The organism is Ewingella sp. AOP8-B2-18 (assembly GCF_052376015.1).
Taxonomy (GTDB): Bacteria; Pseudomonadota; Gammaproteobacteria; order Enterobacterales; family Enterobacteriaceae; genus Ewingella; species Ewingella allii.
This window is the reverse complement of record NZ_JBQSVB010000003.1, coordinates 60751-77169: the sequence shown is the minus strand read 5'-3', so window position 1 is coordinate 77169 and position 16419 is coordinate 60751. Positions and strand designations below refer to the sequence as shown.

General features: G+C 52.8%; 18 protein-coding genes. 6 read left to right on the top strand and 12 right to left on the bottom strand.

Translation table 11 applies throughout. The features are described 5' to 3' along the window. The first annotated feature begins 150 nt into the window (after nucleotides 1-150). On the top strand, nucleotides 151-1230 hold the full coding sequence (locus tag ACT3RR_RS08170) for an ABC transporter substrate-binding protein (protein ID WP_353503482.1): 1080 nt from the start codon (nucleotides 151-153) through the stop codon (nucleotides 1228-1230). A gap of 43 nt (nucleotides 1231-1273) precedes the next feature. Then, complete coding sequence (locus ACT3RR_RS08165) at nucleotides 1274-2014, top strand: molybdate ABC transporter substrate-binding protein (protein ID WP_496200092.1); 741 nt, start codon at nucleotides 1274-1276, stop codon at nucleotides 2012-2014. A 91-nt stretch (nucleotides 2015-2105) separates the two neighbouring features. Here ACT3RR_RS08165 and ACT3RR_RS08160 read toward each other — a convergent pair whose 3' ends face one another. After that, the gene (locus tag ACT3RR_RS08160) at nucleotides 2106-2963 is read right to left on the bottom strand and encodes a PA4780 family RIO1-like protein kinase (protein ID WP_353503484.1); all 858 of its coding nucleotides are present in this window, start codon (nucleotides 2961-2963) and stop codon (nucleotides 2106-2108) included. Nucleotides 2964-3456: 493 nt separating this feature from the next. Between ACT3RR_RS08160 and ACT3RR_RS08155 the strand changes: the two genes are divergently transcribed. Then, nucleotides 3457-4569, top strand: coding sequence for an SDR family oxidoreductase (locus ACT3RR_RS08155; RefSeq protein WP_496200091.1), 1113 nt, complete (start codon nucleotides 3457-3459; stop codon nucleotides 4567-4569). A 91-nt stretch (nucleotides 4570-4660) separates the two neighbouring features. On the opposite strand, the gene ACT3RR_RS08150 is transcribed toward ACT3RR_RS08155, so the two are convergent. The 3 genes from ACT3RR_RS08150 to ACT3RR_RS08140 all read right to left on the bottom strand — a co-directional run bounded on the left by ACT3RR_RS08150 (nucleotide 4661) and on the right by ACT3RR_RS08140 (nucleotide 6828). Beyond that, complete coding sequence (locus tag ACT3RR_RS08150; RefSeq protein ID WP_496200090.1) at nucleotides 4661-5284, bottom strand: glutathione S-transferase family protein; 624 nt, start codon at nucleotides 5282-5284, stop codon at nucleotides 4661-4663. 65 nt (nucleotides 5285-5349) lie between these two features. Further along, nucleotides 5350-5880 (bottom strand): GNAT family N-acetyltransferase, encoded by a 531-nt coding sequence (locus ACT3RR_RS08145; RefSeq protein WP_496200089.1) that lies wholly within the window; start codon nucleotides 5878-5880, stop codon nucleotides 5350-5352. Between the two features lie 69 nt (nucleotides 5881-5949). After that, the gene (locus ACT3RR_RS08140) at nucleotides 5950-6828 is read right to left on the bottom strand and encodes a helix-turn-helix domain-containing protein (protein WP_496200088.1); all 879 of its coding nucleotides are present in this window, start codon (nucleotides 6826-6828) and stop codon (nucleotides 5950-5952) included. Nucleotides 6829-7007: 179 nt separating this feature from the next. Here ACT3RR_RS08140 and ACT3RR_RS08135 point away from each other — a divergent pair, with 179 nt between their 5' ends. Then, complete coding sequence (locus tag ACT3RR_RS08135) at nucleotides 7008-7916, top strand: DMT family transporter (RefSeq protein WP_353503489.1); 909 nt, start codon at nucleotides 7008-7010, stop codon at nucleotides 7914-7916. A gap of 19 nt (nucleotides 7917-7935) precedes the next feature. Here the strand turns inward: ACT3RR_RS08135 and ACT3RR_RS08130 are convergent, their stop codons facing one another. The 3 genes from ACT3RR_RS08130 to ACT3RR_RS08120 form a co-directional block, all read right to left on the bottom strand. Continuing rightward, nucleotides 7936-8280, bottom strand: a complete 345-nt coding sequence (locus ACT3RR_RS08130) for a type II toxin-antitoxin system PemK/MazF family toxin (protein ID WP_324254481.1) — start codon at nucleotides 8278-8280, stop codon at nucleotides 7936-7938. Continuing rightward, nucleotides 8280-8528 (bottom strand): AbrB/MazE/SpoVT family DNA-binding domain-containing protein, encoded by a 249-nt coding sequence (locus tag ACT3RR_RS08125; protein ID WP_353503490.1) that lies wholly within the window; start codon nucleotides 8526-8528, stop codon nucleotides 8280-8282. Before ACT3RR_RS08125 ends, ACT3RR_RS08130 begins: the two co-directional genes overlap by 1 nt. 260 nt (nucleotides 8529-8788) lie before the next feature. Further along, nucleotides 8789-9532 carry an SDR family oxidoreductase gene (locus ACT3RR_RS08120; RefSeq protein WP_485902313.1) on the bottom strand — a complete coding sequence of 248 codons (744 nt, stop codon included), beginning with the start codon at nucleotides 9530-9532 and terminating at the stop codon, nucleotides 8789-8791. A gap of 139 nt (nucleotides 9533-9671) precedes the next feature. On the opposite strand from ACT3RR_RS08120, the gene ACT3RR_RS08115 reads away from it, so the two are divergent. Continuing rightward, the gene (locus ACT3RR_RS08115; protein WP_353503492.1) at nucleotides 9672-10565 is read left to right on the top strand and encodes a LysR family transcriptional regulator; all 894 of its coding nucleotides are present in this window, start codon (nucleotides 9672-9674) and stop codon (nucleotides 10563-10565) included. A 3-nt stretch (nucleotides 10566-10568) separates the two neighbouring features. Here ACT3RR_RS08115 and ACT3RR_RS08110 read toward each other — a convergent pair whose 3' ends face one another. Both ACT3RR_RS08110 and ACT3RR_RS08105 read right to left on the bottom strand, forming a co-directional pair. Further along, nucleotides 10569-11525, bottom strand: coding sequence for an AraC family transcriptional regulator (locus tag ACT3RR_RS08110; RefSeq protein WP_496200087.1), 957 nt, complete (start codon nucleotides 11523-11525; stop codon nucleotides 10569-10571). After that, nucleotides 11525-12982 (bottom strand): aldehyde dehydrogenase family protein, encoded by a 1458-nt coding sequence (locus ACT3RR_RS08105; protein WP_496200086.1) that lies wholly within the window; start codon nucleotides 12980-12982, stop codon nucleotides 11525-11527. Before ACT3RR_RS08105 ends, ACT3RR_RS08110 begins: the two co-directional genes overlap by 1 nt. Nucleotides 12983-13134: 152 nt before the next feature. Here ACT3RR_RS08105 and ACT3RR_RS08100 point away from each other — a divergent pair, with 152 nt between their 5' ends. Then, the gene (locus tag ACT3RR_RS08100; RefSeq protein WP_496200085.1) at nucleotides 13135-13620 is read left to right on the top strand and encodes a hypothetical protein; all 486 of its coding nucleotides are present in this window, start codon (nucleotides 13135-13137) and stop codon (nucleotides 13618-13620) included. Between the two features lie 15 nt (nucleotides 13621-13635). Here the strand turns inward: ACT3RR_RS08100 and ACT3RR_RS08095 are convergent, their stop codons facing one another. The 3 genes from ACT3RR_RS08095 to ssb1 all read right to left on the bottom strand — a co-directional run bounded on the left by ACT3RR_RS08095 (nucleotide 13636) and on the right by ssb1 (nucleotide 16174). After that, nucleotides 13636-14211, bottom strand: coding sequence for a DUF1349 domain-containing protein (locus tag ACT3RR_RS08095; RefSeq protein ID WP_353503496.1), 576 nt, complete (start codon nucleotides 14209-14211; stop codon nucleotides 13636-13638). A 342-nt stretch (nucleotides 14212-14553) separates the two neighbouring features. Next, nucleotides 14554-15468, bottom strand: a complete 915-nt coding sequence (locus ACT3RR_RS08090) for a type II toxin-antitoxin system PemK/MazF family toxin (protein WP_496200084.1) — start codon at nucleotides 15466-15468, stop codon at nucleotides 14554-14556. Between the two features lie 169 nt (nucleotides 15469-15637). Then, nucleotides 15638-16174, bottom strand: a complete 537-nt coding sequence (ssb1, locus tag ACT3RR_RS08085; protein WP_353503498.1) for a single-stranded DNA-binding protein SSB1 — start codon at nucleotides 16172-16174, stop codon at nucleotides 15638-15640. Nucleotides 16175-16419 lie beyond the last annotated feature (245 nt).

Here is a 16419-nt window from a genome sequence, read left to right as displayed (position 1 = left end):
AATATAGCGCCTCTGGCCCTCTGCGCGTTGCTAGATTTTTTTTGCTTTCCGTTGCTCTGCTCTTTCTGTTTCATCTCCCCACTTTTGGTCATATTTTGTTAAGCCGCTCCGTTATATAATCCATTTCACAACGAACCAGAGGATCATAACGTGCGCGCTTTCCGTTCAATTTTGCTGCTTGGCCTTGCGCTGAGCTTTGCACCACTTTCATCATGGGCTTCCCGCCAGATTACCGACCAGTTAGGCCGTCAGGTGACGATTCCCGATAAAGTCGATCGCGTCGTCGTGTTGCAACACCAGACGCTCAACCTGCTGGTGCAGCTTGATGCCACGGACGAGATCGTCGGCGTGCTCAATAACTGGAAAAAACAGCTGGGCGATGGCTATGAGCGTCTGGCCCCGTCACTTGATAGCAAGGCGCAGGTCGGCGACCTGACCAGTGTGAATCTGGAAAGCCTAGTGGCGCTGCACCCGCAGGTGGTGTTCGTCACCAACTACGCGCCGCAGGAGATGATTGACCAGATTAGCCATACCGGCATCGCAGTGGTGGCGATTTCCCTGCGCGAAGATGCCAAGGATCAGGCGGGAAAACTCAATCCGACCCTCGACAATGAGGATCAGGCTTACGATAACGGGCTTAAGCAAGGCATCCGACTGATTGGCGAAGTTGTGAACCGCCAAAAACAGGCCGCGGCATTGATCGACTATACTTTTTCTCAGCGTCAGATTGTTAGCCAGCGTTTGAAAGACATTCCTGCCGATAGGCGTATACGCACTTACATGGCCAATCCTGAATTAACCACCTACGGCTCGGGCAAATATACCGGGCTGATGATGGCCCATGCCGGTGCGATGAATGTCGCCGCCGCGACGGTGAAAGGCTTCAAGCAGGTGGCGCTGGAACAGGTGATCGCGTGGGATCCGCAGGTGATCTTCGTGCAAGATCGCTATCCGGAAGTGGTGGATCAAATTAATAACGATCCGCAATGGCAGGCCATCGACGCCGTGAAGAACCATCGCGTGTATTTGATGCCTGAGTACGCCAAAGCCTGGGGTTACCCGATGCCCGAAGCGCTGGCGATTGGCGAACTGTGGATGGCGAAAAAGCTTTATCCACAAAAGTTTACCGACATCAATATGCAGAAACAGGCAGATGACTATTATCAGCGTTTCTACCGTACGAGCTATGTCAGTCAAGCCGAGCAGAAAGGGAGCCAGCCTCGCCCCTGATGCCATCACGGTGAGGCGATAAAATAATAAAGGAGAATAAGAGATGGCAAATTCAATCAACGTGTTGGCGGCGGGCAGTCTGCGTCTGGTGTGGGAGCAGCTGACGCAAGCTTTTACCGAAGCCACCGGCACGAAAGTAAAAACCGAATTTGGACCCGCCGGGCTATTGCGCCAGCGCATTGAGCAGGGGGAGAAAGCCGATCTCTTCGCCTCCGCCAACACTGCTCATCCGCTGGCCATCCAGCAGCAGGGCCGCGCGCTGGAAGTGAATACCTTCTGCGGCAACAGCCTCTGTCTGGTGGCGCGTGATACGCCAGAGCTGGACGGCCTGAATTGGCTGACCGTGCTTCTCGACTCTCGTTTTCGCCTCGCCACCTCGACGCCGCAGAGCGACCCGTCGGGGGATTACACCTTGCAGATGTTCGAAGAGATTGAGCGCCGCCATCCGGGTTCTGGCGAGGGGTTGCGTAATAAAGCGCTAAGACTGGTTGGCGGCCCCAACAGTGCCGTAGTACCAGAAGGCAAATTGGCGTCAGAATGGCTGATTTGCAGCGGGCAGACTGACCTGTTCATCGGCTACACCAGCTATGCCAGATTGCTGCGTGAAAACGATAAACTGCGGGTGTTTAACATTCCGGCGGATTACAACGTGCGGGCCAACTACGCGCTGGCGACCTGTACGGAGAAGGCCAAGCCGCTGGCGGAATTTATTCTGTCTGACCAAGGCCAGCACCTGCTACAGAATGCCGGTTTTTGCGGGCGGGACTCGGTGATGCGGGAATAACCGGGGAACTGTTTTAAGCTTGGTCAAAGCGATGTCGTCGGGCGCGAAGTGGGTTCTCTGCTTGCGCCCTTCTTATTGCAATCTTGCTAGATCAATCGTTGAAATCACGTTCCTTCAGCGCACGCTGGCGATCGTAATATTCATCTTCTGCGGCGATAATTTCATCCAGCAGAGAATCCACATCGGCTTTCGAAGTGTCTTCCACAAAGTGTCCCGTCAGCACGCTTTCCGGCGTCAGTTTGCCGTCTTCATACAGCGCCCAAATCTCTTTGGCGAAGCGCGTCTCCAGCAACTGCGGCGCGAACTGCCCGTAGTAGCTGCGCATGTTATTCACGTCGCGCTCGAACATAGATTCGGCGTGGTTGTTGGCCGAGGCGTCGACGGCCTGCGGTAAGTCGATAATCACCGGCCCGTTGGCGTCCATCAGCACGTTGAACTCTGACAAGTCGCCGTGAACGATACCGGCACAGAGCATGCGCACGATATTGCGGATCATGGTGTCGTGGTCAGCCACCGCCTCTTCTGGCGTAAGCATCACGTCACTCAGGCGCGGCGCCACCAGCCCTTCGGCATCGGTGATCAGCTCCATCAGCAGCACGCCGTCGAGACAGATGTAAGGCTGTGGCACGCGCACCCCGGCGTTAGCGAGGCGGAAAAGCGCGTCAACTTCGGCGGTCTGCCAGGTTTCTTCCTGCTGCTTGCGACCGAACTTCGAGCCTTTTTGCATCGCACGCGCACTGCGGCTGTTGCGAACCTTACGCCCTTCCTGATACTGCACCGCCTGCTTAAAACTACGCTGGGTGGCTTCCTTGTAAACCTTGGCGCAACGGATCTCTTCACCGCAAAGTACAGTGTAAACGTCGGCTTCTTTGCCGCTTTTCAGTCGACGGACCACATCGTCTATCAGGCCGTCATCCACCAGAGGTTGGATTCTATTTGGGATTTTCATGCAGCCTTGTACCTTATTTACTCGCGCGAGGGAATCACCAGCGCAATATTCCCTTCGTGAACTTTGATGAGAGAGCGGCCTGCGGCTCACTTCCCCCATTTCGTAATGCATACTGTAACACTCCGCCGCAAACAACACCTGACTACGACGGGGGATTTCCGTCAGTTTATCTTAGTGATCACTTCCTGCACAAACTGATGCTTATGCCAGCTAAGGGCAATGCGCTCATCAAAGAACCTGACAGAAAAGATAAGCTGGAAGGGTTTGTTTATTTACCCCACCCTGCTATTTATTAAGCATTAATAAACATTCATTATTTCCATCTGTAAAAATGCGTGTAAATTAATATCAAAAATATATTGGGAATGATAAACCCCATTATTTACCCCCGCACTTCGTTTAACTATCGTTTATTTATCACCCGCGTTGGTATACATATCGTTTAGTATGAGGGTGGTACTGTGCCGGAACTTTCTCGTTATAGGTAACAGTCATGCCAAATATTTTAATTACCGGCGCATCAGGTTTCGTGGGTGGCGCAGTGGTTGAACATATTATTCGTCACGTCGCTATGGATAACCTTCAATTACTTTTATTAGTCAGGGCTGACGATAATCTGGCTGGCCGTAAACGTATTATTAGTAATCTGCAAAAATTCGATTTAACCGAAAAACAGCTTTCCGTTATCAATGAAGACTCTATTTTGATTGGCGACCTCGGCGAACCTGAAGGTTTTATTAACGATCCGCGCCTTGATGACATTACTCACGTGATCAACTGCGCCGCCATTGCATCCTTTGGTAATAATCCGGTGCTGTGGAAAGTGAACGTTGATGGCTCACTGGCTTTTGCTAAACGTATGGCACAGGTAAAAAGCCTGCAACGCTTTGTCCACGTCGGCACCGCCATGGCCTCCATGCCAGACAAAGACAGTATCTTCTATGAAGATATGCCCGACAACGCCCATAACGAAGATCTGGTGCAGTACACGGCGTCCAAGCGTGCGATTGAAAATCTGATCCGCCAAGAGTGTCCGGATATGCCCTTCGTCGTGGCGCGCCCGTCAATTATCGTCGGCCACACTCAGTTTGGTTGTCGCCCATCCAGCAGTATTTTCTGGGTGTTCCTGATGGCGCTAAAACTGAAGAAATTCCCCTGTACGTTGGAAGATAGAATTGACGTTATTCCGGTGGATTATTGCGCCATGGTATTGGTCAATCTCTGCCTGAATAGCGATATTCAGCACGATTTCTATCATATTTCATCCGGTGATATGTCCACGCCTTTCCATGAAATAGATATTTGTGTCGCCAAAGCCAGCAATACGCCAGCGGCCGTTAATGAATACAAACAAACGACTTATCAAGACTTCATTGGTATTCGCAAGCAGTTCAAAGATATTCTTGGCCCGTGCAATGATAAGATTATTTTACGCGCCATTAAATTATATGGCAGCTTCGCCGAATTAAACGTCAAATTCGATAACCGTCGTGTAATGGACATGGGTCTGCCAAAACCTATGCCATTTAAAAACTATATCGATAAGTGCGTTAGCTCCACGCACGGTCAAACCATCTCCGAACTGATGATGGTTGATTTTAAATAAGCGTTCAGAGAAACCGCTGAAAATAAAAATCCCGCGTTGTATTTTTGCGCGGGATTTTTTTATTGCGGGCTTTTAGCGACAAATTTTTCGCTTACGGCATTCCATTGCGACCAAACAGCCGGAAACCTTCGCGCTGGTTCAATCTTTCGTAGTAAGCCTCCACCGCAGGCAGCGCCGGGCGAGCCATCGGGGTCATCGCCCAGCGGTTTACCGACAGGCCCAGCGGAATATCCGCCAGCGTGAAGCTGTCTCCCAGCACGTAGTCGCCGCTTTTTTGAAGCTGCGCTTCCAAAATCTGCATATGGCGATTCCAGTTACTCACTCCGGCTTCAATTAACGCCGGGTCCTGATGCTGCGCGCTATTACGCGCCAGCGCCGGGAAGGCGTAGCGCCAAGAGTTATTCAACTCGCCCGCCTGCCAGTCCATCCACTGCTCGGCCAGGGCGCGGGTTTTTATATCTGCCGAAAGCAGATCCTCACGCCCTTCGCGCGCCACCAGATAGCGGCAAATCACGTTGGATTCCCACAGCACAAAATCGCCGTCGATCAGCACCGGCACCATGGCATTGGGATTTAATGCTTTGAACTCAGGGGTTTCGGTGGACTGAAATCCGCTGCCATAGTCCTCGCGTAAATAATCCAGCCCTAGCTCATGACAGGTCCACAGCACTTTGCGGACATTGATAGATGATGCCTTACCCAATAATTTCAACACGATACCTCCTGATAGACAGCAGACAATGTGAACATCAATGTGGATCAGGTGACCCATAAAAAGAGTTAAAAACGCGGCCCCGCACGTTTAAAAATGCGGGTCGGGCTGCCGTAATATTCGGTGTCGGTTTCCGCCACAAAGCCACACTTCTCGGCGAGGCGAATCGAAGCAATATGTTCAGGATCGATGATGCAGCAGAGCTGGCGGTCGAGGTGGGTATCGGCCCACTCCAGCACTTTCTGCGCGGCTTCCAGCGCATAGCCTTTGCCGTGGAAAGCCGGGGAGATCACCCAGCCCATTTCCGCTAACCCCTCCAGCGAGGGGGTGATATCGCGCTGATAATCCGCAATACCGACTTCGCCAACAAAGGTGCCGTCACGCAGACAAACGGCCCAATAGCCAAAGCCCAGCATCTGCCAGTGACCCGGATAACGCAATAAGCGGCTCCAACTGGCCTCGCGGCTGGACGGCGTGCCGCCGATATATTTCACCACGTCGGGGTTGGCCCACTGTTCGGCAATGGCGTCAAAATCTTCCACGCGGTGGCCGCGCAGGATAAGGCGTTCAGTTTCTAAAACGGGGGCAGAAGTCAGCATGGGGTTGGCTCATTAAATTTCACTAAATCATAAGCTAACACTGAAATACGTGGGGAGGGAATGGACTTTTTAGCGCAAGATTTGCTGGCGAAGTTCGGTCGGCGTGATACCGCGCATGGCTTTGAAACGGTTACTAAAATGGCTGGTCGAGCTGAAGCCGCACTCCAGCGCAATGGCCGTGACGTCCAACGCGCTGCTGCGCAGTAAGTTTTCGCCCTGAATCAGCCGCGCATTCATCACATACTGATGGGGAGCCATGCCCATGCTCTGTTTGAACATGCGGGCAAAGTGGAATTCGCTCAGCGCCGCCAACGCCGCCAGCTCCGCCAAGAGCAGTGACTGGGAAAGATTGGCGTGAATATACTCTTTTACCCGGTTAAGTACCGCAGGCGACAGCCCGCCGCGCACCGTCGGCAAGGCCCACTGTAGCTGGGTGTAGTTTTTCACCAGATGGGCCATCAGCAGCGTGGAGGCACTGCTGAGCATCAGGTGGTTACTGCGCTCCTGCCACTGGCTGCTGAGCAAAAACTGGCGATAGAGCAGCGTGATTTGCGGATCTTCGGCAAAAGTTCGCTCTTCCAATTGAATGCTCGCCGGTGTGCGTTCCCACGTCTGCTCGACCAAATGCAGCAGATGCTCATCACTGCAATACAGATGCACGAAGGAGAGATCGTCGCGCACGTCCCAACTCGACACATTATTTTTGGGCATGATGCAGAAGCGATCCGGGCCACCGCCGTTCCGCCAGCCGGAGCGCGTTTTATGATAGGTTTCATAGCCATCCGCCACGTAGAGGCTCAGAGTATGGTGGTCAGGATTCTCCTGCGTGACGCAGTCATTCTTGTTCGACCAGGCGGCGAGCTTAATACCAGAGCCTAACTCCACGCTGTCGTGCAGGACAGCATGATGCTTCCTGAGCGTTTCGAACGCCTGATAAACCTTGCCCATGGTGCGCACCGTTGGAATAAATGAGAGCGCTAAGTGTAACGGTTTGGCGGGTGCGGAGGCCAGTTTTTGAGCTTTCACCCTGAAAAAAAGCGCAAGAATATGCAAACCCCAGCAGCCCGGTGCAAGCGCGGTCGCGGCAAATGCCGCAGAATTCCGCCTTTCTATACCGGGGATTGAACATGAACGCGCTGTTATATATTTCGATTATTTTGGTCTGGGGCACGACGTGGTTTGCTATTTATCTTCAGCAAGGTGATGTTCCTGCGTCAGTTTCTATTTTTTATCGTTTCCTGCTGGCCGCCATCCTGATGCTGATTGTCATGCTGGCAACCCGCCGCCTGCGCCGCCTGCCGCTGCGCGACCACCTGTTTTGCATGGTGCAGGGCTGCTGCGTGTTCAGCTTCAACTTCTACTGCTTCTACCATGCTGCGGCCTATATCAGCACCGGGCTGGAATCGGTGATTTTCTCCATGTCAGTGCTGTTCAATGCCTTTAACGGCATGCTGTTCTTCCGCCAAAAGCTCGCGCCAACGCTGATCCCCGCTTCTATCCTCGGTCTGGCGGGCATTGTGACCCTGTTCTGGCACGACCTTTCCGCGTCCCATATCGCGCCAGAATTACTCAAAGGCATTGGCCTGAGCCTGCTCGGCACCTACGGTTTCTCGCTGGGCAATATGATCAGCACCCGCCACAAAAATCGCGGGCTGGACGTGTTCTCCACCAACACTTACGCGATGTTTTATGGCACCGCAGTGATTGGCGCGCTGGCCCTGTCGCAGGGTGAATCCTTCGCCATCGACCTGACGCCGCAGTATATCGGCTCACTGATTTACCTCGCCGTGTTCGGCTCGGTAGTGGCGTTCGGCATCTATTTCAGCCTGGTCGGGCGTATCGGGGCCAGCCAAGCGGCTTACAGCACCCTGCTGTTCCCACTGGTGGCGCTAACTGTCTCTACTTTCGGCGAAGGCTATCAGTGGCACGTTAACGCAGTGATTGGGCTCGGCATGATCCTGCTGGGGAATTTCGTGATGTTCGCCAAACCTAACTGGTTCAGCGGATGGCGTAAAACGGATAAAGCATTGAGTTAAATCGGGTTGGCCTGAGGGATCAGGCCAATAGACTTTCTCCACCAATCAGCGGAATGATTCTGGCAAGTACATCATCAAAAAGCTGAGGTTCAGCTCGGACAATAAACTTGGCCTTACGCTGCCGCCAATCAAGTGTGTGAATTAACGTGGTGGCGACAACACTAGGAGTTTCAAGGTTATTGACCAATACTTCCGTCGGCGCTCCCCGAATACTGCTGCTGATCGGTGTACATATCACCAAGCCAGTGACGGTGCTGTAAGTTTCATGAGAGAGGATAAGGGCTGGACGGTACTTCCCTATTTCTTTGCCTTTCGTCGGCTCAAAATCCAGCCAGCAAATATCTCCGCGTTTGGGTATATAAATCAAAAATCTAACTCCCTGTCCTTAGGTTCTACCAATTCATCCGCATGGGCGGTGTAGGCACTCAATCCCATCAGTAAATCTGCTTCCGTCACGTTTTTCTTCTCGGCTTTACGAATATGCAAACCCTCTTCCGTAATTTCGACGTCTACGACATCCCCTTCTTCAAACTGTGGAATCGACTTCAAATTTCCTGACAGCCTGAGCGCAATGCTGTTACCCCATTTCTGTAATGTAGCTTGTGTTCGCATCGTATATTCCTTCATCAATGTATCTACAAAGAGTATACGCAATAAAGCCCGCCGCTGACTATGCAGTGACGGGCTTTATCATTTAAATATCAGATCTGCCTTCAGATAAAATTCTGCAATAAACGCTCTTACATCGCAGGCTTCAACAAATCTTCCAACCCAATACGGCGGAACAGCTCGGTGCGGCCATCCATGTGACCGGGGTGAGCGAGCGCAGCCAACACCCCCACAACTCGAAGTATGACGGGGATGAAGGGGATTTAGATGATGCCGCCATTAGCGCGCAGCGTCTGGCCATTGATCCATGCACCATCAGGACCAGCCAAGAAAGCAACCACGGCGGCAATATCTTCTGGCTGGCCGAGACGTTCCAGAGGAGCCACTTTTGAAATGGTTTCAATCAGTTGCTCTGACTTACCGTTGAAGAACAGGTCAGTGGCCGTTGGGCCTGGAGCTACCGAGTTGACGGTGATTTGGCGCCCTCGCAGCTCTTTGGTTAACACCCGGCTCATGGCTTCCACCGCCGCCTTGGTGGCAGCATAGACGCCGTACGTTGGCTGGTAGAGGCCCACCACGCTTGAAGAGAAGTTAATGATTCGGCCGCCGTTACGCATGCCTTTCGCCGCTTCGCGCAAGGTGTTGAAGGTGCCTTTCAGGTTGATATCAATCAGGCTGTCGAAGGTGGCATCGTCAGTATCAGCAATGCTCGACAGCGGCATCACGCCCGCGTTATTGACCAACACGTCGATGCCGCCGAAAGCCTGCTCGGCGCTGGCAAACATTTTTGCCACAGCCGCAGAGTCACTCACGTCTGCCTGTGCGCTCACTGCGCGGCCACCCGCCTGTTCGATTCTCTGCACCAACGCGTCAGCGGTTTCAGCACCACGGGAGTAGTTCACAATCACGGTGAAACCCTCTTTCGCCAAACGTTCTGCAATCGCCGCGCCGATACCCCGTGACGCGCCCGTTACTAAAGCCACTTTGTTTTGAGCTGTGGTTGTCATGTTCTCTTCCTCGTCATTGATTAATTAGTCAGCAGCGTTGCTCACCGTTGAACAGAGAGTAGTCCATTGAAATTTTCGAATAATTACCTAATATTCGTTAACACTATCCGAATAATTCGAACAATAAAGAGAGCCAAAGGTGGATAAACTCGACAGCATGCGGCTGTTCACCCGCGTGGTAGAACTGCGCAGTTTTACCCAGGCCGCGCAGGATCTGGATTTAAAACGTTCAACCGTCACCGACGCCATCAAACAGCTGGAGCAGCGGCTGAATGTCCGGCTGTTGCAGCGCACCACTCGCCACGTCAGCGCGACGCTGGATGGTGAAGCTTATTATCAGCGCTGTTTGCGGATTTTAGCTGACGTCGAGGAGGCCGAGATGGCTTTTGCCGGAGCACGGCCCAAGGGGATTTTGCGGGTAGACGTGCACGGCACCATGGCGCGCTACTTCGTCCTGCCGGGCCTGCCGGAGTTTCTGGCGCGCTATCCCGACATAGAAATGGTGCTGAGCGAAGGGGATCGCTTGGTGGATTTGGTACGCGAAGGCATCGACTGCGTGATCCGCGCCGGGGAGCTAAAAGACAGCGATATGGTGGCGCGATCGCTGGGGCAGCTTGAAGAGATAACCTGCGCCAGCCCTGATTATTTGCAGCGCGTCGGCACGCCAAAAACGCTGGAAGATCTTCAGGGACATCAGATGATTGGCTATCGCTCGACCGCCACCGGCGGCTTATTGCCACTGGTGTTCAACGTCGAGGGGAAAGTGCATTCTGTGACCCTACCCACCACGCTTTCGGTGACCGGCGCAGAGAGCATGAAAGAAGCGGCCAGACGCGGGCTGGGGATTATTCAGGTGCCAAAATATGGTTTAACCGAGGATTTGCAAAGCGGCGCGTTGGTGCAGATTTTGCCGCAGTTCCCCCCTGGTTCGATGCAAGTTTCCCTGCTTTACCCGCGCAACCGCCAGCTGTCGCCAAGAGTGCGGGTGTTTATTGACTGGATGGTGAAGGAGTTTGCGGCCAGGAATCAGTAAGTGTTACAGCACCATGCTGACCAGCCTGAGCTGTTCAATGTCCTGCAACGGCGGCGCGCCAAAAGAGCGGCGATACTCACGGTTAAATTGCGAAGGGCTTTCATAACCGACCTGAAAAGCCGCCGTGGCGGCGTCGAGGTCCCCCGCCAACAGCAAACGTCGCGCTTCCAGCAGGCGAATTTGCTTTTGATATTGCAGCGGACTCATGGCCGTTAGCGCCTTGAAGCGATGATGCAGGTTGGAGACGCTCATGCCGACCTGCTTCGCCAACTCATCCATGCGCAGCGGTTTGGTGAAGTTCTGTTTAATCCATATCACCGCGTCGCTCACCCCTTTGCCCTGATAATAGGAAAGCAGGTGGTGGTAAAACGCATCGCATTTTGGGTTAGTGATCAGCCGGTAGAAGATCTCTTTCTTCACCAGCCCGCCCAATGCCTGCAGCTCCTGCGGGTTGTCGAGCATGCTAATCAGCCGTAAAAACGCGTCCTGTAACTGCTCGTCAGAATGCGCCACGTAGGCCGCCACGCTGCTGCCTTGCCCTGTGGGCGGCGCGACTTTCATGTCGATCAGCAGGTCGGCCATTTCCGGGATATTCAGGTCAATGCGTACGCCAAGGTAAGGCTCATCCTGCGTCGCCCGCGTCACTTGCCCGGCAATCAGCATATCGATGGCGGCCAGCACGTAGCTGCCCGCACCGTAATCCGACACTTCCTGGCCGATCAGCACGCGCTTTCCACCCTGTAACACCATGCACACCGCGGGTTCCAGCATGCCCTTCTTCATGTCGGTCGGCTCGGCGTAGCGAATGAAGGACAGCCAGGGCAGCGCGGTTTGCAGCGTCACTTCACTGGCGTCGAGACCGGCATAGCAGGCCGTTACCCGCTGGCGCAGCTTGTGCAGCGTCGGCGAATCCTCGAGATGTGAACGGCTTCTTGGCGGACTCTCTGGCTGTCGATTCATTATGCGTTGCTCGTTATTACCGGTTGGTCATCAACAATGCTCTTTGGCTCAAGATACGCCTCTAGCCCATAGGTGCCAAATTCTCGGCCCATGCCCGACTGCTTGAAGCCGCCAAACGGCGCATCGGGCACGTCGTACATACCGTTGATGAACACCCGCCCGGCGACGATTTTCGACGCCACGTAGCGCGCTTGCTCAAGGTTCTGGCCACTCACGTAGCCGTGCAGGCCATAGACCGTGTCATTAGCCATGGCGATGGCCTCTTCAACGTTATTGTAGGTCAGCACTGAGATAACCGGACCAAAGATCTCTTCGCGGGCGATAGTCATTTCAGGCGTCACGTTGACGAACACCGTCGGTTTGACGAAATAGCCGCTCTCCAGCCCTTCCGGGCGCCCTTCGCCCCCGCACAGCAGCACTGCGCCTTCGGCCACGCCCTGACGAATGTAGTTTTGCACGCGCTGATACTGCTTGGCGGTAACTAATGGGCCGATGAAAACATCGCTCTTGGCTGGGTCGCCGACGGTAAGCTGACCAATGGAGCGTTTAATCTGCGCTTTCACCTCTTCTAAACGGCTCTGCGGCACTAGCAAGCGAGTCCCGGCCAGACAGGCCTGCCCGTTATTGATGGTGCCAATGGTCAGCGCCAAAGGAATGGCTTTTTCCAAATCGGCGTCTTCAAGAATCACGTTGGCCGACTTGCCGCCCAGCTCCAGCGTGACGCGTTTCATGGTGTCCACCGCGCCGCGCGCGATGGTTTTACCCACCAGCGTTGAACCGGTAAAGGAGATTTTGGCAATGTCCGGGTGGCGAGTGATTTCTGCGCCGACCACGTCGCCACGCCCGGTGACGATATTGAAGACGCCCGGCGGCAGTCCGGCGTCGTGCAGGCATTCGGTGATGATTTGCGTCTGCGCCGCGCTCAGCTCGCTCGGCTTGATCACCACCGTGCTTCCCGCCGCCAGAGCCGTCGCCATTTTGTTGGAGATAAAGCCATAGTTGGCGTTCCACGGCGTGATCAGGCCGACGACGCCCATGGGTTCCATTACCACTTTCGCCTGCCCGACATAGCGAACAAAATCGTACTCTTGCAGCAGCTTGATGGTTTGCAGGAAAGCGCCGGAGGAGCGCGCCACCGTGCCTTTTGCCATCCAACCTGCACCGCCGTATTCGGCGATCATCACGGCTTCCAGCTCATCGGCCCGCGCCAGCACGGCGTCATGCAATTGTTGCAAATATTGGATACGCTGGGCTTTGCTGGTCTGGGAGTAACTGACATAAGCCGCTTTGGCGGCGGCGATCGCCCGCTGGGTATCAACTTCATCCGCCAGACGCACCTGCGTGACCACCTGCTCGGTCACCGGGTTTATCAGGTCCATCACTTCGCTGCCGTGCGGGGTGACAAACTGGCCGTTGATATAAATCTGATTGATCTGCTTTATCGTTGGGGATGACATGAATGACTCCGCTGCGGCCAAGCCGCTCAGTGAATGAACAATCATGTTAGGTGGCGAAGAGAAATCAGCGATAGACCGATACTGTGGAAGGATTGCCTAATCCTGCTGTTCGGGAGTAAGTTGAATCATCAACGATTGGAGTATGAAGAGCGATGACCACATCTAGCGTATTTCTGCATATTGGCCCTGAACAGACTGACATCACGGTTCGCACCGCCGGGCGCGAAGACCTACATTTGCCGCTAACGCTGGGTTCCGAGCTGACATCGCTGGCCTATTTTCGCCATACGCCGCCGACGCCCGCCGAGCTGGAAAATGCCATTATGGTGGTGGAAGACGAGCTGATGCGCGTACGCCACGACATCCCGTCAGGGGCGCGAGTGAGCAGCAGTGATAACGACATTCGTGCGATCGCGCGGCTGGCCGGGGTGGCGGAAAATGAACAGATGCCGCTTTCGGTGGAGGCCGTGGAGCGCACTTTCGATCGTCTGGCCTTAGTGATTAATGGCCGACCGGCCAGCTTTGAAGGCATCCCCGAGGGCAATGACTTCGCCGCCACGCTGCTGATCCTGCGCGAATTCATGCACCATTTGCAGTTCGAAGAGATTGTGGTGCAAGGCGCGAAGTTCGAGCAGTAAGTCTACAACCTGAATTTACGATAAATCGTGCAGCTCTTTTTTCAACGCTTTGGTGAGGCTGATGTCGCTGAATTCCACTGCCAGTCCGGCACGCTGCGGCGTACAGCACATCAGGCCAACGTGAATGCTTTTCGCGCCGGGGAATGGGCATAAACGCAGCAGCGGCCAGACCCGGCCATCCGTGGAGTATTGCACCCGCAGGCAGCCTTCGGTCAGGGTGACGCGCATCCAAAAATCTCGCGGATCGCCAGAAAAAATCCCCGTCGCCCAATCAGAATTCTCATTGGTCAGCACGCTCCCAATCATCGGTTGGCCGTCGTTGAACTCGATGCCCGCCTTCAGCCAGTGGCTCTCGTCGGCAGTCACCATGATGCCCGCCTGATCGTACAGCGTGGTGAAATCACTGCGCACCCGCACCTGTAGGGTGAAGTCTTCTGCCACGTCCCAGCCATAAACATGCCCGCTAAAACGGTTGAAGCCGTACCAGGTATTGCTCCAAAAATCGGTGGTGTCATCAGTCACGGCGCGCAGCACGCCATCTTGCTCCGACCACTGTTGCGGCGGGTTAATCCAGCGAGGAGTAGAATTCATGGGCTGTTCCTGGGCTAAAGAGTAGGAGGGTAAGGATAGAGGGAAAACGGCAAAGCGTCTGTTTAAGGATTGTATTTTTAGCATTTCGGTGACCAGAACAATCGGGTCTCGAGGGCATGGCAGGCAGGTTCGTAGATATATGAAAAGCAGAAAGGCCGATATCAAATATCGGCCCTTCGCAATTTACTTTTGTATCAGCTGCATCCACGTAACACTAAACAGTAGAACGCTTTTGCGTGACGCTATGGTCGGGTGATACGCCCCCCCAAGCCTGAAACTGAATTGATCTTAAGCCAATCTGACGATAGGGTCAAGCCGAAGTGCCAGGCTTTATTCATTAATCTATGGGTAATACTTTAATATCTCATCTAAGTTTTTTTCGTCACCCATCATTTCTCTGCCGAATTTAAGAATAAATGCCTGTAATTTATCAACTTCGGCACTCAAAATCTTCTTCTCATCAAGGATCTGATTTTTTGTAGTTAATAACTTAGCTTTTTCTTTTTTGTTTTTTTCTAACTCAGTTTTTAAGACTGCAATTCTCGATGTAATATCCTGATTATATTGTTCTGCCAGCGCAGTCTTTATCAACTCTCGATCGCTTTGCGTGATCTTATATTGGTGATATTTATGCTCGTACTTAGATCGCGCATTGCGGGGAGGAAACACTCGATGGGTTGAAACGGTTTGAATCATATTTAACAGCGCAAAAGACGGTTTCTCACGATATCTAGCAGCAAGTGAAGAGAACGATTCTGGACTGACTTCTATATTCAAAGGGTCGTGAGCAAGCTTGATTTTGGTTGAAAGAGGAATGACCTGCACGCAGCCTCGGTGCTCTCGCAAAACGATACACGGCCGCCTCTTGTGCATCTCTCCTTTAATCAGCCCGTTTCCCACTCTGTTGTTAATCTGCGGCGCGTTATGCCCATCGAACAATTCAGAATAGAAGCCAAATTCAACATCCACTATTTGATAGGGCTTGAGATAATAACCCGCGTCTTTGTTTTGAGATACGGAGAACTCTGCAACGGAGGCTGAAAAATCTGACTGATCTAGTGAAATATAAACAGCATCACTATCTATGATGACATTTTTAACTTGCCAGTTAAGTACTCCTTTATATTTAATAAAGTTATGCTTTACAAAAACATCATGTGAGTCTTGTTTAAATTCAGGTAAGACTATTTCTGAAAAATTAGAGTGAGTAACTTCTCCAAGTAACGTTCCATCGTTATGTTTAAATATAATCTTCATTTTTTAATATAGGGATCCTTTAAATAAAATATGAGGAATTAAGGGGAATCGTTACTAACATCGATAAGAAGAGATTCAATAATAAGGTAGAATACCGCGCATTCTAAAAAAGCGCTTCCTAATTCAGGAAACGCTTTTTAAAGAGGCTATATTATTGAAGTATCAATAATCAGAACGGGATATCGTCATCGAAATCCATTGGTGGTTCGTTGTTCTGGGCTGGCGCGTTGTTTTGCGCAGCTGGGCGAGCTTGCTGACCGCCGCTGAACTGGTTGCCGCCTTGTGGCTGCTGAGGCTGGCCCCAACCGCTCTGGCCGCCAGAAGCCTGGCCGCCGCCTGCTGGTGCGCCGCCGCCGGCACGACCGCCAAGCATCTGCATGGTGCCGCCCACGTTAACAACCACTTCGGTGGTGTATTTTTCAACGCCAGCCTGATCGGTCCATTTACGGGTTTGCAGTGCACCCTCGATGTAAACCTGAGAGCCTTTTTTCAGGTATTCGCCTGCCACTTCAGCCAGCTTGCCGAACAACACCACGCGGTGCCATTCAGTTTTTTCTTTCTGCTCGCCGGTCGCTTTGTCGCGCCAGCTTTCAGATGTCGCCAGAGTGATATTGGCTACGGCGCCGCCGTTAGGCATGTAGCGGACTTCTGGGTCTTGACCCAAGTTACCGACGAGAATGACTTTGTTTACGCCTCTGCTGGCCATGTGGATTCTCCTGATGATGTATGTCGTGGTTGAAACCACAGTTTGAAGGTGAGGAATTCACTTTGTGCCATTATAACCATAAAACGTAGCGTCCGTACCAAGGATGTCATTCCTTGGAAGATTCATTCCAGTTTGTTTATGAAACCCTCGATCGTTACATGGGATACTGGATATACATTCAGGTTTTCTTGTGCGAGGAGATTTATTTTGTGTCATAATTGCCCGTTATGTTCTTTCTCTGTGCC